18 protein-coding genes are annotated in these 17,067 nt (G+C 70.4%); 6 read left to right on the top strand and 12 right to left on the bottom strand.

Annotation, left to right across the window (positions count from 1 at the left end):
- Window positions 1-61: 61 nt before the first annotated feature.
- Entirely contained in the window at window positions 62-460 is a 399-nt protein-coding gene (locus AC3RXZ_RS07540; RefSeq protein WP_243230569.1) for a hypothetical protein, read from the top strand.
- An 84-nt stretch (window positions 461-544) separates the two neighbouring features.
- Here AC3RXZ_RS07540 and guaB read toward each other — a convergent pair whose 3' ends face one another.
- Window positions 545-2,047: an IMP dehydrogenase gene (gene guaB / locus AC3RXZ_RS07535; RefSeq protein WP_243230567.1), complete on the bottom strand. Its 1,503-nt coding sequence runs from the start codon at window positions 2,045-2,047 to the stop codon at window positions 545-547.
- A 215-nt stretch (window positions 2,048-2,262) separates the two neighbouring features.
- Here guaB and AC3RXZ_RS07530 point away from each other — a divergent pair, with 215 nt between their 5' ends.
- The 4 genes from AC3RXZ_RS07530 to AC3RXZ_RS07515 are packed head-to-tail and all read left to right on the top strand — an operon-like array spanning window position 2,263 to window position 6,387.
- Window positions 2,263-3,615, top strand: coding sequence for a branched-chain amino acid ABC transporter permease (locus AC3RXZ_RS07530; protein WP_243230558.1), 1,353 nt, complete (start codon window positions 2,263-2,265; stop codon window positions 3,613-3,615).
- Window positions 3,616-3,618: 3 nt separating this feature from the next.
- Window positions 3,619-4,596: a branched-chain amino acid ABC transporter permease gene (locus AC3RXZ_RS07525; RefSeq protein WP_243230556.1), complete on the top strand. Its 978-nt coding sequence runs from the start codon at window positions 3,619-3,621 to the stop codon at window positions 4,594-4,596.
- Window positions 4,586-5,593 (top strand): ABC transporter ATP-binding protein, encoded by a 1,008-nt coding sequence (locus AC3RXZ_RS07520; protein WP_374208989.1) that lies wholly within the window; start codon window positions 4,586-4,588, stop codon window positions 5,591-5,593. The genes AC3RXZ_RS07525 and AC3RXZ_RS07520 overlap by 11 nt, the downstream gene beginning before the upstream one ends.
- The gene (locus tag AC3RXZ_RS07515) at window positions 5,590-6,387 is read left to right on the top strand and encodes an ABC transporter ATP-binding protein (RefSeq protein WP_243230554.1); all 798 of its coding nucleotides are present in this window, start codon (window positions 5,590-5,592) and stop codon (window positions 6,385-6,387) included. Before AC3RXZ_RS07520 ends, AC3RXZ_RS07515 begins: the two co-directional genes overlap by 4 nt.
- A 54-nt stretch (window positions 6,388-6,441) precedes the next feature.
- Here the strand turns inward: AC3RXZ_RS07515 and AC3RXZ_RS07510 are convergent, their stop codons facing one another.
- The 3 genes from AC3RXZ_RS07510 to groES all read right to left on the bottom strand — a co-directional run bounded on the left by AC3RXZ_RS07510 (window position 6,442) and on the right by groES (window position 9,197).
- On the bottom strand, window positions 6,442-7,698 hold the full coding sequence (locus AC3RXZ_RS07510; protein WP_243230552.1) for an ABC transporter substrate-binding protein: 1,257 nt from the start codon (window positions 7,696-7,698) through the stop codon (window positions 6,442-6,444).
- A 133-nt stretch (window positions 7,699-7,831) separates the two neighbouring features.
- Complete coding sequence (rarD, locus tag AC3RXZ_RS07505; RefSeq protein ID WP_243230545.1) at window positions 7,832-8,761, bottom strand: EamA family transporter RarD; 930 nt, start codon at window positions 8,759-8,761, stop codon at window positions 7,832-7,834.
- Between the two features lie 139 nt (window positions 8,762-8,900).
- Window positions 8,901-9,197 (bottom strand): co-chaperone GroES, encoded by a 297-nt coding sequence (groES, locus tag AC3RXZ_RS07500; RefSeq protein ID WP_017203655.1) that lies wholly within the window; start codon window positions 9,195-9,197, stop codon window positions 8,901-8,903.
- Between the two features lie 158 nt (window positions 9,198-9,355).
- On the opposite strand from groES, the gene AC3RXZ_RS07495 reads away from it, so the two are divergent.
- Complete coding sequence (locus tag AC3RXZ_RS07495; RefSeq protein ID WP_491493618.1) at window positions 9,356-10,624, top strand: class I SAM-dependent methyltransferase; 1,269 nt, start codon at window positions 9,356-9,358, stop codon at window positions 10,622-10,624.
- 6 nt (window positions 10,625-10,630) lie between these two features.
- On the opposite strand, the gene AC3RXZ_RS07490 is transcribed toward AC3RXZ_RS07495, so the two are convergent.
- The 8 genes from AC3RXZ_RS07490 to flgK are packed head-to-tail and all read right to left on the bottom strand — an operon-like array spanning window position 10,631 to window position 17,061.
- Complete coding sequence (locus AC3RXZ_RS07490) at window positions 10,631-11,743, bottom strand: hypothetical protein (RefSeq protein WP_491493617.1); 1,113 nt, start codon at window positions 11,741-11,743, stop codon at window positions 10,631-10,633.
- A 3-nt stretch (window positions 11,744-11,746) separates the two neighbouring features.
- Window positions 11,747-12,202, bottom strand: coding sequence for a hypothetical protein (locus AC3RXZ_RS07485; RefSeq protein ID WP_491493616.1), 456 nt, complete (start codon window positions 12,200-12,202; stop codon window positions 11,747-11,749).
- Window positions 12,199-13,269 carry a tRNA (adenosine(37)-N6)-threonylcarbamoyltransferase complex transferase subunit TsaD gene (gene tsaD, locus AC3RXZ_RS07480; RefSeq protein WP_491493615.1) on the bottom strand — a complete coding sequence of 357 codons (1,071 nt, stop codon included), beginning with the start codon at window positions 13,267-13,269 and terminating at the stop codon, window positions 12,199-12,201. Before tsaD ends, AC3RXZ_RS07485 begins: the two co-directional genes overlap by 4 nt.
- Entirely contained in the window at window positions 13,266-13,748 is a 483-nt protein-coding gene (gene rimI / locus AC3RXZ_RS07475) for a ribosomal protein S18-alanine N-acetyltransferase (RefSeq protein WP_491493614.1), read from the bottom strand. The genes tsaD and rimI overlap by 4 nt, the downstream gene beginning before the upstream one ends.
- Window positions 13,745-14,368 carry a tRNA (adenosine(37)-N6)-threonylcarbamoyltransferase complex dimerization subunit type 1 TsaB gene (gene tsaB, locus AC3RXZ_RS07470; RefSeq protein ID WP_243230535.1) on the bottom strand — a complete coding sequence of 208 codons (624 nt, stop codon included), beginning with the start codon at window positions 14,366-14,368 and terminating at the stop codon, window positions 13,745-13,747. The genes rimI and tsaB overlap by 4 nt, the downstream gene beginning before the upstream one ends.
- A 23-nt stretch (window positions 14,369-14,391) precedes the next feature.
- Complete coding sequence (fliW, locus tag AC3RXZ_RS07465; protein WP_243230532.1) at window positions 14,392-14,763, bottom strand: flagellar assembly protein FliW; 372 nt, start codon at window positions 14,761-14,763, stop codon at window positions 14,392-14,394.
- Complete coding sequence (flgL, locus tag AC3RXZ_RS07460; RefSeq protein WP_243230531.1) at window positions 14,760-15,641, bottom strand: flagellar hook-associated protein FlgL; 882 nt, start codon at window positions 15,639-15,641, stop codon at window positions 14,760-14,762. The genes fliW and flgL overlap by 4 nt, the downstream gene beginning before the upstream one ends.
- 13 nt (window positions 15,642-15,654) lie before the next feature.
- On the bottom strand, window positions 15,655-17,061 hold the full coding sequence (flgK, locus tag AC3RXZ_RS07455; protein WP_491493613.1) for a flagellar hook-associated protein FlgK: 1,407 nt from the start codon (window positions 17,059-17,061) through the stop codon (window positions 15,655-15,657).
- Window positions 17,062-17,067 lie beyond the last annotated feature (6 nt).

Raw genomic sequence — 17,067 nt, 5'->3', positions numbered from 1 at the left:
GCACCGCTCGTTACCCTCGGAGGCCGGAGCATTCCACGAACACATCCTCGACAGGAGCGACATGACGAACCCCACGAGCCCCGAGCCGAACTACACCCCGCCCGCGCCCGCCACCGGGCAGCCGGCGCCCGCGGCATCCGGGTACCCGGTCTATCCCGACCCCGCGGCGGCCCCCGCGCCGGTCCCCGGTCGCGGACTCGCGATCACCGGATTCGTGCTCGCCTTCGTGCTGCCGTTCATCGGACTCATCATCAGCATCATCGCGACCGTGAAGCTCGGAAAGGCCGGAGCCCCCAAGGGGCTCTCGATCGCCGGCATCATCATCGGCGCGATCCTCACAGTGGTGGGGATCATCGTCGGCATCGCGCTGATCACGCTGTTCGCCGGCATCTTCGCCACATGCGCGGAGCTCGGCCCCGGCGTGTGGGATGTGGGTGGCGTCACCTACACCTGCGGCTGACCCTCCCACCGCCGCCGAACAGCACGACGTCGCAGGATCCGACCCGGATTCCTGCGACGTCGTGGTGTCTGTCGGCTTGGACGCTCAGCGCTTGTAGTTGGGCGCCTCGACGACGATCTGCACGTCGTGCGGGTGCGACTCCTTGAGACCCGCGGCCGTGATGCGGACGAACCGGCCGCGCTGCTTGAGCTCCTCGATCGTGCGGGCCCCGACGTAGAACATCGACTGACGCAGCCCGCCGACGAGCTGATAGGCGACGGCGGAGACCGGGCCGCGGTAGGGCACCTGGCCCTCGATGCCCTCGGGGATCAGCTTGTCGTCGCTGGGGACGTCGGCCTGGAAGTAGCGGTCCTTCGAGTAAGAGGTCTGCTTGCCGCGCGTCTGCATGGCTCCGAGCGAGCCCATGCCGCGGTACTGCTTGAACTGCTTGCCCGACTGGAAGACGATCTCGCCCGGCGACTCGTCCGTGCCGGCCAGGAGCGAACCGAGCATGACCGCGTCCGCGCCGGCGACCAGGGCCTTGGCGATGTCGCCGGAGTACTGCAGACCGCCGTCGGCGATCACCGGGATCCCGGCGGGGGCGGCGGCCAGCGAGGCCTCGTACACCGCGGTGACCTGCGGGACGCCGACACCGGCGACCACGCGCGTGGTGCAGATGGACCCCGGGCCCACGCCGACCTTCACGGCATCCACCCCGGCGTCCACGAGCGCCTGAGCGCCCTCGCGGGTGGCGACGTTGCCGCCGATGACGTCGATGTGCTCGAACGTCGGGTCGGCCTTGAGCCGCTTGACGAGGTCGATGACTCCCTGCGACTGCCCGTTGGCGGTGTCCACCACGAGCACGTCCACTCCGGCATCGCGCAGCGCCTCGGCGCGCTCCCAGGCGTCGCCGAAGAACCCGATCGCCGCGCCGACGCGCAGGCGGCCCTGGTCGTCCTTCGTGGCCAGCGGGTACTTCTCGCTCTTGTCGAAGTCCTTGATGGTGATGAGACCGGCGAGCTTGCCCTCGCCGTCGATCAGCGGCAGCTTCTCGACGCGGTGCTTCGCGAACAGCGCGATGACCTCCCCCGCGGCGACGCCGACGGGCGCGGTGACCAGACCCTCGCTGGTCATGACGTCCTTGACGAACGTGGTCTGGCGCTCGAAGCCGGACACGAAGCGCATGTCGCGGTTGGTCACGATGCCGACGAGCTTGCCGTCGGGGTCGACGACCGGGAGACCGGAGATGCGGTACTTCGCGCACAGCGCGTCGACCTCTTCGACGGTCGCCTCGGGCGTCGTCGTGATCGGGTCGGTGATCATGCCCGACTCGCTGCGCTTGACGCGGTCGACGTGCGCGGCCTGGTCGGCGATGGAGAGGTTGCGGTGCAGGATTCCGATGCCGCCCTCGCGTGCCATGGCGATGGCCATGCGCGATTCCGTGACGGTGTCCATGGCGCTGGAGAGCAGCGGGGTGGCGACCGAGATGCGCCGGGTGATCCGCGAGGAGGTGTCCGCCTCGCTCGGGATGACGTCGGTGTGCCCCGGCAGGAGCAGCACGTCATCGTAGGTGAGTCCGACGAAGCCGAACGGATCGTGCTGGTCCATGGATGATCCTCCTGGGGGCGACGGGCGGCGAGGGTGTACCAATTCTAAGCGCCGCGGGGGTGGGAAAATTCCCGGAGCGCCCCCCCGGTGCCCGCGACGGACCGTGGCCATATCGTGCCTTGGCCGAAACAGAATCGACACACTACGCTCGTACCGTCGTACATCAGGGCCGATGAACAACTCCGTCTTGGTCTGTGTACTGGACAGGAGGTTCTGTGAGTCCGACGATCTCGGCGAAACGGAGCGGAATCCGATGGGCCATCGCCCTGATCGGTACGCTCCTCGCCTTCGCCTTCCTGGTGCTGCAGCCACCACCGCCCGCGGCGGCGGACGAGACCGACGACGGCCAGGAGGTCACCGACTTCTACCTCGCCGGTGTCATCACGTTCGACGACGAGCCCGTCGCGGACGTCACGATGTCCGTCGAGGGCGGCGGCTTCGAGGCCGAGACCGAGACGGATGCCGAGGGCCGGTGGCGCCTGTACGTGCCCGAGAGGGCGGTGTACACACTGACCGTCGATGAGGACACGCTGCCGGACGGCGTGATCGTGGATGCGTCGCAGCTGCCCGAGGGCATGCAGCCGGTGTCGGGGACGACGGCGTCGTTCGAGGTCGAGTTCGGACTCACCGGCACCAAGATCGTCAACCTCTTCCTCGGCGAGGGCGTGCGCGAGACCACGTCGTTCCTCGACCAGCTGCTGTCGCGGATCGTCGGCGGGCTGAACTTCGGCCTGCTGCTGGGACTTGCCGCGATGGGTGCCGCACTCATCTACGGCACGACCCGGCTGTCGAACTTCGCCCACGGCGAGATGGTGACGTGGGGCGCCGTGGTCGCGCTGATCGTCACGGCCTACTGGGACCTGCCGGTCTGGCTCGGCGTCATCGCCGCGATCGCCGCGGGCGGCCTGCTCGGCTGGGCGCTGGACGCCGGGCTGTGGCGGCCGCTGCGCCGTCGCGGGCTCGGCGTCGTGCAGCTCATGATCGTGAGCATCGGACTGTCGCTCGCACTGCGCTACGGCCTGCAGTACCTGATCGGCGGCGGCACGCAGCAGCTGCCGGGTGCGAGCCCCACGCCGATGAAGCTCGGGCCGATCTCGCTGTCGTACATCGACATCATCGGCATGACCATCAGCCTGGTCGTGATCCTGGGCGTCGCGTTCTTCCTCACGCGCACGCGCGTCGGCAAGGCCACCCGCGCGATCTCGGACAACCCGCAGCTGGCCGCGGCCTCCGGCATCGACGTCGACAAGGTGATCCGCATCGTGTGGATCCTCGCCGGCGTGCTCGCCGCGATCTCCGGCATCCTGTGGGCGTACTTCCGGCCCGGCGTGAAGTGGGACATGGGCATGCAGATGCTGCTGCTCATCTTCTGCGCGATCACGCTGGGCGGGCTCGGTTCCGCGATCGGCGCGCTCATCGGATCGATCATCGTCGGCCTCGCGGTCGAGGTGTCGACGCTGCTTGGTGTGCCGAGCGACCTCAAGTACGCCAGCGCCCTCGTCGCGCTGATCGTGATCCTGCTGGTACGGCCCCAGGGCCTGCTCGGCCGCAAGGAAAGGTTGGGCTGACGCATGGACTTCGGCAACATCTTCGGCAACACCGCCTCGTACCTGTTCAGCCCCACGACGATGGCCTACGCGCTGGCCGCGACCGGCCTCGCCGTGCACTTCGGCTACACGGGCCTGCTGAACTTCGGCATGGCGGCCTTCATGGCCATCGGCGGCTACGGCTACGCCATCGCGATCCTCAGCTTCGGCGCCCCGTGGTGGGCGGGCATGCTCGCCGGCCTCGCGGGCGGTGCGCTGTTCGCGCTCGTCCTCGGCATCCCGACCCTGCGCCTGCGCGCCGACTACCTCGCGATCGCGACCATCGCGGCCGCCGAGGTCGTCCGCCTGCTGTTCCTCACCGAGCTGTTCAAGGAGTGGACGAACTCGGCCGGCGGACTGTCCGGCTACCACCAGAGCTTCCGCGACATCAACCCGTTCCCGCCGGGCACCTACGGCTTCGGTCCGTGGACCTACAACGCGAACGACCTGTGGGTGCGCGTGTTCGGTCTCATCGTGCTCGCGCTCGCGGTACTCCTGGTGTGGGCCCTGATGCGCAGCCCGTGGGGCCGCGTCCTCAAGGGCATCCGCGAGGACGAGGACGCGGTGCGCTCGCTGGGCAAGAACGTCTTCGCGTACAAGATGCAGGCGCTCGTCGTCGGCGGTGTGCTCGGAGCGCTCGGCGGCATCGTGTTCGTGCTTCCCTCGGCCGTGGTGCCCGGGAGCTACTCGACGTCGCTGACGTTCTTCCTGTGGACCATCCTCCTGCTGGGCGGAGCGGCCACCGTGCTCGGGCCGACGCTGGGCGCCGTGCTGTTCTGGGTGGTGTTCGCATTCCTCGGCAGCCTCCTGCCCGCGATGGCCGACGCCGGACTGCTGCCCATGAGCGCCGCCCAGGCCGACATGGTCCGGTACATCCTGATCGGTGTCGTCCTGATGCTGATCGTGATCTTCCGGCCGCAGGGCATCCTCGGGAACAAGAGGGAGATGACCTTTGTCAAGTGAAGTGAATCCGTCGCAGCCGACGACGCCGAGCGCCCCGCGGCAGAAGACGACCGGCCTGGCCAAGGGCCCGGCGGCACCAGGGGTCGCGAAGGTCGACCCGATCCTCGTCGCGGACGGCGTGACCCGTCATTTCGGCGGCCTGACGGCCGTCGACGTGGACCACGTCGAGATCCCGCGCGGCGCGATCACCGCGCTCATCGGCCCCAATGGCGCGGGCAAGACCACGCTGTTCAACCTGCTGTGCGGGTTCGACAAGCCGAACGCGGGGACGTGGTCGTTCGACGGGAAGAACCTGTCGGGCGTCCCGTCGTTCAAGGTCGCCCAGCTCGGGCAGGTGCGCACGTTCCAGCTCACCAAGTCGCTGTCGCTGCTCACGGTGCTCGAGAACATGAAGCTCGGCGCCCCGCACCAGCGCGGCGAGGGGTTCTGGGCGAGTCTTTTCCCGTTCCTGTGGCGCGATCAGGAGGCAGAGATCGAGCAGCGGGCGCGCGAGCTGCTGGTGCGCTTCAAGCTGGACGCCAAGGAGAAGGACTTCGCGGCCTCGCTGTCCGGCGGACAGCGCAAGCTGCTCGAGATGGCGCGCGCGCTGATGAGCGAGCCGAGCTTCGTGATGCTCGACGAGCCGATGGCCGGGGTCAACCCGGCGCTCACGCAGTCACTGCTCGACCACATCCTGGGCCTGAAGGACCTCGGCATGACCGTGCTGTTCGTCGAGCACGACATGCACATGGTGCGCCATATCGCCGACTGGGTGATCGTCATGGCCGAGGGGCGCGTGGTCGCCGAGGGCCCGCCCGAGACGGTCATGGAGGACCCGGCTGTCGTGGACGCCTACCTGGGCGCGCACCAGGACGTCGACCTGGGCGCGGTGACCGGGCGCATCTCGGTGGTCTCGGATGCCGCGGCCACCCGCCTCCGCGAGCAGATCGAGACCGAGGCGGAGGCGGAGATCGAGGGCGGACCCGCGCCCGAGGACACGCAGGAGGAGAAGTCATGACCGAGGACACCCGCGGCGTCCCTTCGCCCGACTCGGGGCAGGCGACGCCGAGCGTCCACGCCGGAGAGGACGTCGTCGTCGAGCTGACGGATGTTCACGCCGGGTATCTCCCCGGAGTGAACATCCTCAACGGAGCGCATCTGACCGCGCGCCGAGGAGAGCTCATCGGCATCATCGGCCCGAACGGCGCGGGCAAATCGACGCTGCTGAAGTCGATCTTCGGCATGGTGCAGGTGCGTCAGGGCGACATCACCGTCAACGGCGAGAGCATCGTGGGCCTGAAGGCCGACAAGCTGGTGGCGCGCGGCGTCGCGTTCGTGCCGCAGACGAACAACGTCTTCCCCTCGCTCACGATCGAGGAGAACCTGCAGATGGGCCTGTACCAGAACCCGAAGGCGTTCGCGGAGCGGCTCGAATTCGTCACCGGCATCTTCGCGGAGCTCGGCAAGCGCCTCAAGCAGCGTGCGGGATCGCTGTCCGGCGGTGAGCGCCAGATGGTCGCGATGTCGCGGGCGCTGATGATGGATCCCTCGGTGCTGCTGCTGGACGAGCCGTCGGCGGGTCTCTCGCCGGTGCGTCAGGACGACGCGTTCATCCGCGTCTCGGACATCAACAAGGCCGGCGTCACGACGATCATGGTGGAGCAGAACGCCCGGCGCTGCCTGCAGATCTGCGACCGCGGGTACGTGCTCGATCAGGGACGCGACGCCTACGAGGGAACGGGGCGCGATCTGCTGAACGACCCCAAGGTCATCGGCCTGTACCTCGGCACCCTGGGCACCGACGCGGCGTAACCGACGCACGAAGAAGGGCTCCGGATGCCGAGCATCCGGAGCCCTTCCGTCGTCTCACTTGATGCGGGACTGGATGTTCTCCGCGTCGAACTCGTAGACGCCGATGGCCGCGCCCTTCGGATCGTTGTTCTCGTCGAACGTGATCTCACCGGAGTAGCCGTCGTAGTCCGGGGTCCCCCCGGCGTTGATGATCTCGGCGCAGTCGGCGAAGCTCGTGCACTTCTCGCCCTCGCCCTCGCCGCCGGAGACCAGGCGCATCGCGCCCGCGATGTCCTCGCCCTCCACCGACACGGCGTACAGCGCCGACAGGGCGATGAGCGTCGCGGCGTCGTAGGCCTCGGCCGAGTAGGTCAGAGCGTCGATCGGCTCGTTGCCGCCCGCCGTCCAGACCTCGTTGAGCTGGTCGATGAAGTCATCCGGCAGCTCGGCGCCCGCACGCGTGCCCTTGGAGCCCTCGAGGCTCACGGGCAGGTCCGGCCAGTCCTTCAGGTTGCCGTCGACGAGGTACAGCGCGCCGGTGTCGACGCCCGCGTTGCCCAGCAGCGGTGCGATGGTCGCGAACTGGTCGTAGGACACGACGGCCACGGCGTCCGGGTTCTCGGCCGCGATCGTCTGGACCTGCGCGTTGAACTGTCCGTCGCCCTGGTTGTACGAGGCCTCGGCGACGACCTCGCCGCCCGTGCCCTCGAACGTCGTCTTGATGGCCTCGAACAGTCCGGTGCCGTACGGGTCGTTCTGGTAGATGATGCCGAGGGTCTTGTGGCCGTCCTCGGCGATCTGGTTGGCGAGCACCTCGCCCTGCAGGTTGTCGCTCGGGGCGGTCCGGAAGTACAGCGGGTTGATGCCCGTGAAGTCCGGCGACGTGTTCGAGGGCGACACGGTGAGGATGCCGGCGCCGGCGTTGCCGTCAAGGATCAGCTTCGTGACGCTCGAGGAGGCGGCGCCCACCATGGCGTTGATCCCGGCGCTCTGGAGGTTGGTGATCGAGGTCTCGTACGCCTTGTTGTCCAGGTCGCCCTCGTCCTCGCTGACGAGCTCGACCTGGATGCCGGCATCCGCCTCGTTGATCTGGGAGACCGCGAGCTGGACGCCCGCCTCCATCGGCGCCCCCAGGAACGCCAGCGTTCCCGTCGCAGGAAGGAGCGAACCCAGAGTCAGCGACAGATCGACGTTCTCGGGACGCTCGTTCGTCGGCTCCGATGATTCGGGAGCGGGGGTGCCTGTGCTGCACCCCGCGATGACCAGCGCCGTCGCTCCCAGCAGTGCGATTCCTGCCAGCAGCTTGGGGCGCGAACCCTGCAAACCGTTCATATTGCTCCTTCGACAACAGCGGACGTGGCGGTACCACGTTCGGGTGCTCTAACACTAAGACCGGGCCGCGCGCCCGCGGGTATCGGTGCGCTAACGATCTTGTTTCGCGGAGATGACGGTGTTCCTGGCGGGTTCAGACCGGTTCGACGGGGGCGACGCGTCGGTGACGTCGGGCGGCGAGGAGCAGGTCGACGATGAACACGGCGACGGCCGCCCAGACCAGGATGAAGCCGATCCAGCGCTCGGTCGGCATGGGCTCCTGCAGCACGACCACGCCGATGAGGAACTGCATGATCGGCGTGATGAACTGGATCATCCCGATCACCGTCAGGTCGATGCGCCGGGCCCCGGCCGCGAACAGCAGCAGCGGGACTGCGGTGGCGACGCCGGCGAAGCCCAGCAGCACCGTGTGCCACACCCCGTTGTTCCCGATCGTGATGCCGGTCGTCGCGCCGACCGCGATCAGCTGGACGACCGCGATCGGGATGAGCCAGAACGATTCCAGCGTCAGACCGCTGAGGGCGTCCACGGACGGGCCGATCTTCTTCTTGATCAGCCCGTACACGCCGAATGAGAGCGTCAGGGTGAGCGCGATCCACGGCACCGTCCCGTACGCGACGATGATGACGATCACCGCGAGCGCCGCGATGCCCACGGCGACCCACTGCAGGCGGCGCATCCGCTCGTGCAGGACGAACACTCCCAGGAGCACGGTGGTGATCGGGTTGATGAAGTACCCCAGCGCCGTCTCGACGACCTTGTCGTCGAGGGTGCCGATCAGGAAGGCCTGCCAGTTGACGTAGATCAGCAGCCCCGCGAGGGCGGTGAGCCCGAGCAGTCGCGGCTGCCGCACGATCGCCCACAGCCGCTGCCAGCCGCGCATCACGGCGAGCAGGATCACGCAGAACACGAGCGAGAACAGCACGCGCCACGCCACGACCTCCCATGCCTGGGTGGGGGCGAGCAGGAGGAAGTACAGCGGGAGGACACCCCACAGCAGGTAGGCGCCGAGGGCGTAGGCGACCCCGGCGGTCTCGGTGCGGGGCGTTCTCTGCGTACTCACCGATCAACTCTATGACCGGCTCCGGATGCCGGATGCTCGCCGCCGGCGAGATCGGCAGGAATCGCGCGACGCGCGTCCGGGGATGCACGAAGGCCCGGATGCTGATGCATCCGGGCCTTCGAGGCTATGTGCGCTGCGATCAGCGGACGACGACCGCGAGGACGTCGCGCGCGGAGAGCACGAGGAACTCGTCGGCGCCGAACTTCACCTCGGTGCCGCCGTACTTGCTGTAGAGCACGCGGTCGCCGACGGCGACGTCGAGCGGGACGCGGTTGCCGTTGTCATCGATGCGGCCGGGGCCCACGGCCACGACCTCGCCCTCCTGGGGCTTCTCCTTGGCGGTGTCGGGGATGACCAGCCCACTCGCGGTGGTCTGCTCGGCCTCGACCTGCTTGATGACGATGCGGTCCTCGAGCGGCTTGATGGAAACCGACACGGTCTACCTCTTCTTTCTTGACGCTGACACGAAAGACTCGTTCGCACTCTCAACCCGAGAGTGCTAATGCCAGTGTAGGACGTCGGCTGGCACTCACGCAATGCGAGTGCCAGTCGGCGCGACACGGAGGTCGAACGCGCGGCGCGTAGGCTGAACCGGTGGAGATGACCGAGCTCACCGCCCTGCTCACCCCGGACGGGCTTCGCCTGCTGGACGAGGTCGGGCGGATCGATTCCACGACGGATGTCGCCCGCGTGGTCAGCCGGTTGCGGGCCGCGGGGCACTCCCCCGATCTCGTGTCGGCCGTGGTCGGCCAGGCCCGGCTTCGCACCAGGGCATCCGCGAAGTTCGGCCCTTTCGCCGATCGGATGCTGTTCACTCAGGCGGGACTCGAGCAGGCCACGCGGCTGCCCGTCGCGGCACGTCATGCCGGACGCATCCGAGAGGCGGGATTCACCCGTGTCGCGGACCTCGGCTGCGGCATCGGCGGCGATGCCCTGGCCTTCGCAGGCGCGGGGCTGCGCGTGAGCGCCGTGGACGCCGATCAGGTCACGGCGGCGATCGCCGCGTACAATCTCGCCGCGTTCGGGGAGGAAGCCTCGGTCGCGCACGGCACGGCCGAGGACGCCGCGCGCACGCTTCTCGCAGAAACGCACGGATCTCGCCGCGATTCCGCGGAGACGGACGGGTTCCGTGACGTTCTGCGAGATCCGCGCGCGGAGCGCACGGCGGTGTGGATGGATCCGGCCCGCCGCACCTCCGGTCACGGCGAGACCCGGCGCCTGACGGCATCCGGCTACTCGCCGCCGCTGGACTGGGCGTTCGACCTCGCCGCGCGCATGCCTGCCGGCATCAAGCTCGGCCCCGGCCACGACCGGGAGGCGCTGCCCGAGGACGCCGAGGCGCAGTGGGTCAGCGCCGACGGCAGCGTCGTCGAGCTCGTGCTGTGGAGCGGATCGCTCGCGCGCCCCGGCGTCCGCCGCGCGGCGCTGGTGATGCGCGGGGACTCCGTCCACGAGCTCACTGCGGGCGCGGATGCCGAGGACGCCGCTGTGCGCCCGCTCGGCGCCTTCCTGCACGAACCGGACGGGGCGGTGATCCGCGCGCGCCTCATCGGCGATGTGGCGCGGAGCCTGGATGCGGGGATGCTGGACGAGCGCATCGCCTACCTCACCGGGGATGCCGCCGTCACGAGCCCGTTCGTGCAGTCGTTCCGGGTGCGCGAGACGATGCCGGCCAACCCCAAGGCCATCAACGCCGCACTGAGGACGGCGGACATCGGATCGCTGGAGATCAAGAAGCGCGGCATGGACATCGATCCGGCCGCGTTCCGCAAGAAGCTCAGGCTGGACGGCGCTCAGAGCGCCACGCTCGTCCTCACACGCGTCGGGAACCGGCGGATGGCCGTGCTCGCCGATCGGGTGTGACCCGGGTCAGCCGTCGACGTCCCCGGTCGTGTCGTCGATCGTCACGTCCACGACCGCCGGCGTGCGCTCGATCGTGAGGACGGGGCCCCGCATCGACGACTCCGACACGTGGTACGCGGTCACGCCGCCGTCCGCCGCGCGGACCTCGAGGACGACCGGCGCGGCAGGATCGTCCGCGCAGGCCCGTTCGACGTCCTCGGCGACGACGATCGCGCACACCCCGACGCCGCTGTACTCCAGCCACACCGGTGTCGTGTCGTCGTAGCCGACGATTTGGAGGACTCCCCCGTCGACACCCGTCTCCCGCTCGATGCGCTCCAGGATCGCGAGCTCATCCTCGGTGTACTGCGAACGCCAGTCCCACATGTCCTGCGTCCAGACCTCCGCGATGACGGCGAGTTCGCCATCGACGGTGCGCGCGAGGCTGACGCTGAGCTGAGCTCCCGCCTCGTCCCCGTCGCCGGACAGGATCACGGAGGCGTACAGGCCACTGCTGCGGTCCTCGAACTCCGCACTCGTGGCGCAGCCGCCGTCGCGCCCGGCGTCGTGCGTGACGATGACGCACTGCTCGGCGCCCTCGCCTCTCGTGGCGTGCCAGATCGTCACGCCGTGCGCCTGACCGACTGCGGTGATCGAACCGGGATCGTAGTCGTCGCTCGCCTCCAGCTCGGCCTGCTCCGCGCCGACGGCGAGCGACAGCGCGATCGACCGCACGACCGTCTGACCGAACACGGCGAACCCGACCCCGAACCCGACGAGCAGCGCCAGGCCGATCGCGGCGTAGGGCACCCAGCGACGCCATCGCGGGCGGGCGGCCTGTTCCTCTGGGGCGTGCGCCTCGTGCTCTGCGGGCTTCGCACGGTCGACCTCCTCCCCGGTGCCACCGGCGGCGTGCGCCGTTGGCGCTCCAGGGGACGCTGCGCCGTCGACGGGAGATTCCGCGACGGCGGATCCTTCGTCGTCACCGCCTCGCGAGGAGTCGGCGGGCGCGGGAGGCGCCACCCGACGCTCCTCGAGGGCGCGCAGGCGCGCGGCATCCGCATCCGAGGGCTCGGCTCCGGGCGCGTACGCCTTCCGTTGCAGCTCCCGCAGCTCCGCGGACTCCTCCGGCGACAGCAACGGCTACCCGAACACTCCGGGCTGCATCGCGGCCCAGATGAGCCACCCGGCGCTGTACACCGTGGCGATGATCCCCAGGACGAGCGCCCATACCGCGAGAGCTCGGCTCTCCAACGGCCGCCGCAGCGACATGATCGCCGCGACGACGGCGACGACCGCCACCGGGATCCCCCACCCCACGAAGAAGGAGGCGATCAGCGCGACGATCGCGGCCAGCAGGGCCCAGGGGCCGAGCCGGGCCGTGTCCTCCTCGATCGGCTGCTCCGACGTGCTCGGCGCCCAGGAACCGACCGCGTCCGCATCCGGCCCGCTCGCCACCACGGGCTCGATGCCCACGGGACCGGTGGGCAGCTTCGTGTACCCCTCACGGCGTGCGCCGGGGAGACGGGCCGTTCCCGCCGGCTTCTCGACCTCGGGGCTCGCTCCCTCGACGCGCGGCGCTCTCGTCTCGTCGCTCATGCCGCGACCCCCGCCCGCGCCACCTGGATCTCGGTGACGGGCAGCGTCGAGTCCGCACCGAACGCCAGAGTGGAAGGCTGCCGCCCCGACGAGATCAGCTCCGCGGCCAGTGCGGCGATCATCGCGCCGTTGTCCGTGCACAGCGACAGCGGCGGGATGCGCACCATGACGCCCGCCGCGGCGGCGCGCTCGAGCGCGACCTCGCGCAGCCGCCGGTTCGCGATGACGCCGCCGCCGAGCAGCAGTCGTGGCACGCCGCGGTCCGCGCAGGCGGCGAGAGCCTTGGTGACGAGGACGTCGACGACCGCCTCGCGGAAGCTCGCCGCGACGTCGGCGACCGGCACCGGCCGTCCCTCCGCCTCGCAGCGCTCCACCCAGCGGGCGACCGCCGTCTTCAGCCCCGAGAAGGAGAAGTCGTAGCGGTGCTTCGCCAGGTCCGATGCCCGCGACAGACCGCGCGGGAAGCGGATCGCGTCCGGATCGCCCTCGAGCGCCGCCCGATCGATCTCCGGACCGCCCGGGTAGGGCAGGGACAGCAGGCGCGCCACCTTGTCGAAGGCCTCCCCCGCCGCGTCGTCCATGGTCTCGCCGAGCAGCTCGACGTCCGTCGTGAGATCCCGCACATGCAGGAGCGAGGTGTGCCCGCCCGACACGAGCAGCGCGATGGTCGGGTACTCCAGCGGCTCGGCATCCGGCGTCAGGATGTCGGCGGCGATGTGCCCGACCAGGTGGTTGACCGCGTACAGGGGCGTGCCGAGAGACACGGCGAGGCCCTTCGCGGCGCCGATCCCGACCATGAGAGCGCCCGCGAGCCCCGGACCGGAGGTGACGGCGACGGCGTCCAGGTCCTCCAGCCGCACGCCGGCCTCGGCGAGCGCCGCCTCGATCGAGGGCTGCAGCGCCTCGAGGTGCGCCCGGGCGGCGACCTCGGGGACGACGCCGCCGTAGCGGGCATGCTCGTCCATGCTCGACGCGATCGTGTTCGACAGCAGGGTGCGCCCGCGCACGATGCCGATCCCGGTCTCGTCGCAGCTCGTCTCGATGCCGAGCACCAGCGGTCCGCTCATGCCGTCTCCTCCTTCGTCGCAGCGCGGGCGGCGCCCGCACGGAGGTCGAGCCTCATCACGATCGCGTCGACGTCGTCGGGCTGGTAATAGCGCGGCCGGCGGCCGAGCTCCACGAAGCCCTCGGAGGTGTAGAGTCCCTCGGCCGCGGGGTTGTCGGCCCGGACCTCCAGGAACACCTCCCTGGCGCCCCGAGCGGATGCCTCGGCGAGCAGCGTCCTCAGCAGGGCACGCCCGCGCCCGGCGCCACGGTGCGCGTCGAGCAGGGCGATCGTCTGGACGTCGGCGTCCGCCGCCCCCCGCACGCCGCGCAGTCCCGCGTAGCCGATGACGACGCCGTCCTCCTCGTCGACGATGTAGTGACTGTGCTCGCCCGCCAGTTCCGCGGCCATGGTCTCGGCGCTCCAGGCGTCGGTCGGGAACGAGGCGTTCTCGACCGCCATGATCGCCACGAGGTCGTCGGCGGTCGCCGGCCGGATCACGCGCTCACCTTCTTGGGCGCTCCGGGCATCGTCACGTCGGGCTGACGGAGGTACAGCGGCTCCTGACCGGCGAGGACGCGTCCCGCACCTACCGCCCGCCGGCCCACGCGGGCGAGGGACGCGGCATCCAGGACGGCGACCTCGACGGCACGGACGCCGTCCAGATGCGCCTCGGCGTCCGCGCGCGGGACCAGGACGGTCCCGGCGACGACGTTCGGGATGCCGTCGGCATCCAGCCCCTCGAACACCGTGACGGCGACCTCGCGACGGCGCGCATCGGTCACGACGGCGAATCGGCCTTCCGCACCGTTCCGCTCGATCTCCGTGAGGGCGGGGGCGAGATGACTGGGGACGGGGATGACGTCGATGCCGCGTCCGAGCGCGAACGCCCGAGCCGTGGCGATGCCGATGCGCAGACCCGTGAAGGGCCCAGGCCCCATGCCGGCGACGACATGCGCGATCTCGCCTCCGCCCGCTTCATCCAGCGCGGACGCGAGCAGATCCCCGATCACCTCGGCGTGCCCCAGCGGGTCGGGGCTGGAGGCGTCCGAGACGAGCGCTCCGTCGCCGTCGACGATGGCGACGGCCGAGCCCAGCGAGGTGTCGACAGCGAGGATCACCCTCCCAGGCTACTTGCTCGCGGTCATCCCAGCGGAGTGCGCACGTCGTAGTCCTGACCGTCCAGGATCACCTGGGCTGCGCGTCCGGTCGTGCGGTTCACGACGACCGGGGCGAGCAGGTTGACGCTGACTCCCGCGGTGGCGGGATGCGCCACCACGAGCAGCATCGCGTCCTCCGGCGCATGCAGCCCGAGATCCGCGACCTGTTCGTCGGTCAGCACGGGTTCGTAGCCGGCGATCACGGTCCGCGGATCCACGACGTACAGCCGCAGGTCCGGCACAGCGACCGCGCGCAGGGCGAACAGCCCCTCGGCCTCGTCGATCGCCGTGAGGGCGAAGTCCGTGTGCGGCGCCAGTCCCGGCGGCGGCGAGACGAAGCTCAGCGCGACGCTCATGCCAGGAAGTCCATCAGCGACGGCTGCAGAACGCGCGCGGTCACCGACAGGGCCGATCGGTACACGAGCTCCTGCGCCTGCAGCTGCACGAGCACCTCCACGGAGTCGACGTCCTCGACGGCCGCCCTCCTCGCCTCCAGCGACACGGAATTCTGCACGGCGACCTCCTTCGCTCGCTCGACCTGCGCCTGCCGGCTTCCGACCGCGGCGTGGGCCCCTCGGAGGGCCGTGAGACGGTCATCGATCTCCGCGAGCCGAGGGCCCGCGTTCGTGCCCGATCGCAGGTCGGCGACGATCGAGTCGATCAGGGCGAACGCGGATCCGGCTCCCGTGCCGAAGGCCTCGGCCCCGTCCACGTCCACCCGGACCGAGCCGCCGTCCGAGATCCGGCGGACGACCTCGGCCCCGGGGATTCCGGAGTGCGCGTAGGCGGCATCGAACGCGGCCTCGTCCGAGGTCCCGGCGAAGACGGACCGTCCCAGCAGCCTCGTGTTCGCCACCGAGAGCAGCTCCTCGCGGATCCCCTCCAGCTCGACCGCGATCGCCTCCTTCGCGGTGGCGTCGAGCGCTCCGTCGTTCGCACCCTGGACCGTGAGATCGCGCACCCGGTTCATGAGCGCGGTGGCGGAGGCGAGCGCGGAGTCCGCGGTCGTCACCCACGCGAGCGCGTCGTCGATATTGCGGGCGTGCTGCTCGCCCCGGCGCTGAGCGGCGTGCAGGCCCAGCGCGGTCGCCGCAGCGGCCGGGTCGTCCGACACCGTCGCGAACGCCCGCTGGGACGACGCCTGCTCCTGCAGCCGGGCGAGCTCGGAGAGGTTCGCCTGCAGCTGCCGCAGGCTGGACTGCGTCATCGAGGACGAGGTGACTCGGGAGATCATGCGGGTCCTCCGATCAGCGTCCGACGACGCCCGTGCGGTTGATCAGGACGTCGAGCGCCTCGTCGACCGCGGTCATGACGCGGGCGGCCGCCTGATACGCGGTCTGGTAGGTGAGCAGGTTGATCGTCTCCTCGTCGCCGTCGACCGCGGCGACGGACTGCTGCGCCGTCACGGCGGAGACCGCGGAGGCCTCGGCCAGGCGCGCACGCTGCGCATCCGCTGCCACGCCGACGCCCAGTCGCGTGATGTGATCCACCCACAGGGCGTCCGGGGAGCCGTCGCGCTCCCCGATCTGCGAGATCGCGTCGGCGTTCGTGGAATCCCACGCACCCGCGCCGGGAGCGCCCAGGGCGAGATCGGATGCCGAGGTCACCGCGACCCCGATCCCCAGCGCCGCGGGGCCGGTCGCCGACAGCGTGAAGAAGTCGCCGCCGGCCGCGCCGCCGGACGTCACTCCGGCACGGTGCTGGGCGTTCAGGGTGTTGACGAGGGATTCCGCCACGGCGTTGTACGCGGCGGCCAGCTGCGCGAGGGTGCCGTCCTCGTCGGCGGGCGCGAGCACGGACAGCGTCCCTCCGAGCTCTCCCGCGGCGATGGATGCCGAGGCCCCCGAGTCCGCCCAGGTCACCGTCAGCCGCCCGCCGGCGTCGATGCTGCGCGGCCCCTCCAGGACGAGGTGCCGGGCGGTGGTGCCGGCGACCAGCGGGTTGCCGTCGACGCGGACCGTCAGGGTGCCGTCCGCCTCGATGGTCGACACGCCGCCGACCGCCCGTGCGACGTTCTGTGCGAGCACGGATCGCTGGTCGATCAGCTCGTTCGCCGAGCGCCCGGACGCCTGGGCGTCCCGGATGGCGCGGTTCAGCGACGCGATCTGGTCGGCGCTCGCGTTGACCTGGGTGATCGTGCGGTCGGCTGCCGACCGGGCATCGCTCCACTGGGCGGCGACGGCACGGTATCCGCCGGCGATCTGGCCCGTGAGCTGCGCTGCCGACTGCAGCACGGCGCCGGCCGCCGCGGCCGAGTCCGGCGCGTTGGCGAGGTCCTGCCATCCCGCCCAGAAGCGGGACAACCCGGAGGCGAGACCGTTCTCGGTCGGCTCGGCCAGTGCGACCTCGGCGGTCGCTCCGGCAACGGCCCTGCTCGACCAGAAGCCGGATGACGCGAGCGCGTCGCGCACCCGAGCGTCCAGCAGGGCGTCGCCGAGGCGGGCGATCCCGGTGACCGCGACCCCGTCTCCGGGCACCGCTCCGGTCGAGAAGCGCCCGGACTGCGCGACGGCGGCGATCGACGACTGCGTCACGCGCTGCCGGGTGTAGCCCTCGGTCCGCTCATTGGCGATGTTCTGACCGACCACGTCCATGCCCCGGCGCGCGGCGGCGAGGGCGCTGGCCGCGGTGTTCAGTCCGCTGAAAGTCGACATGCTTCC

The sequence above is a fragment of the Microbacterium cucumeris genome, from assembly GCF_058349845.2.
This window is presented reverse-complemented; position numbering and strand designations above follow the sequence as displayed.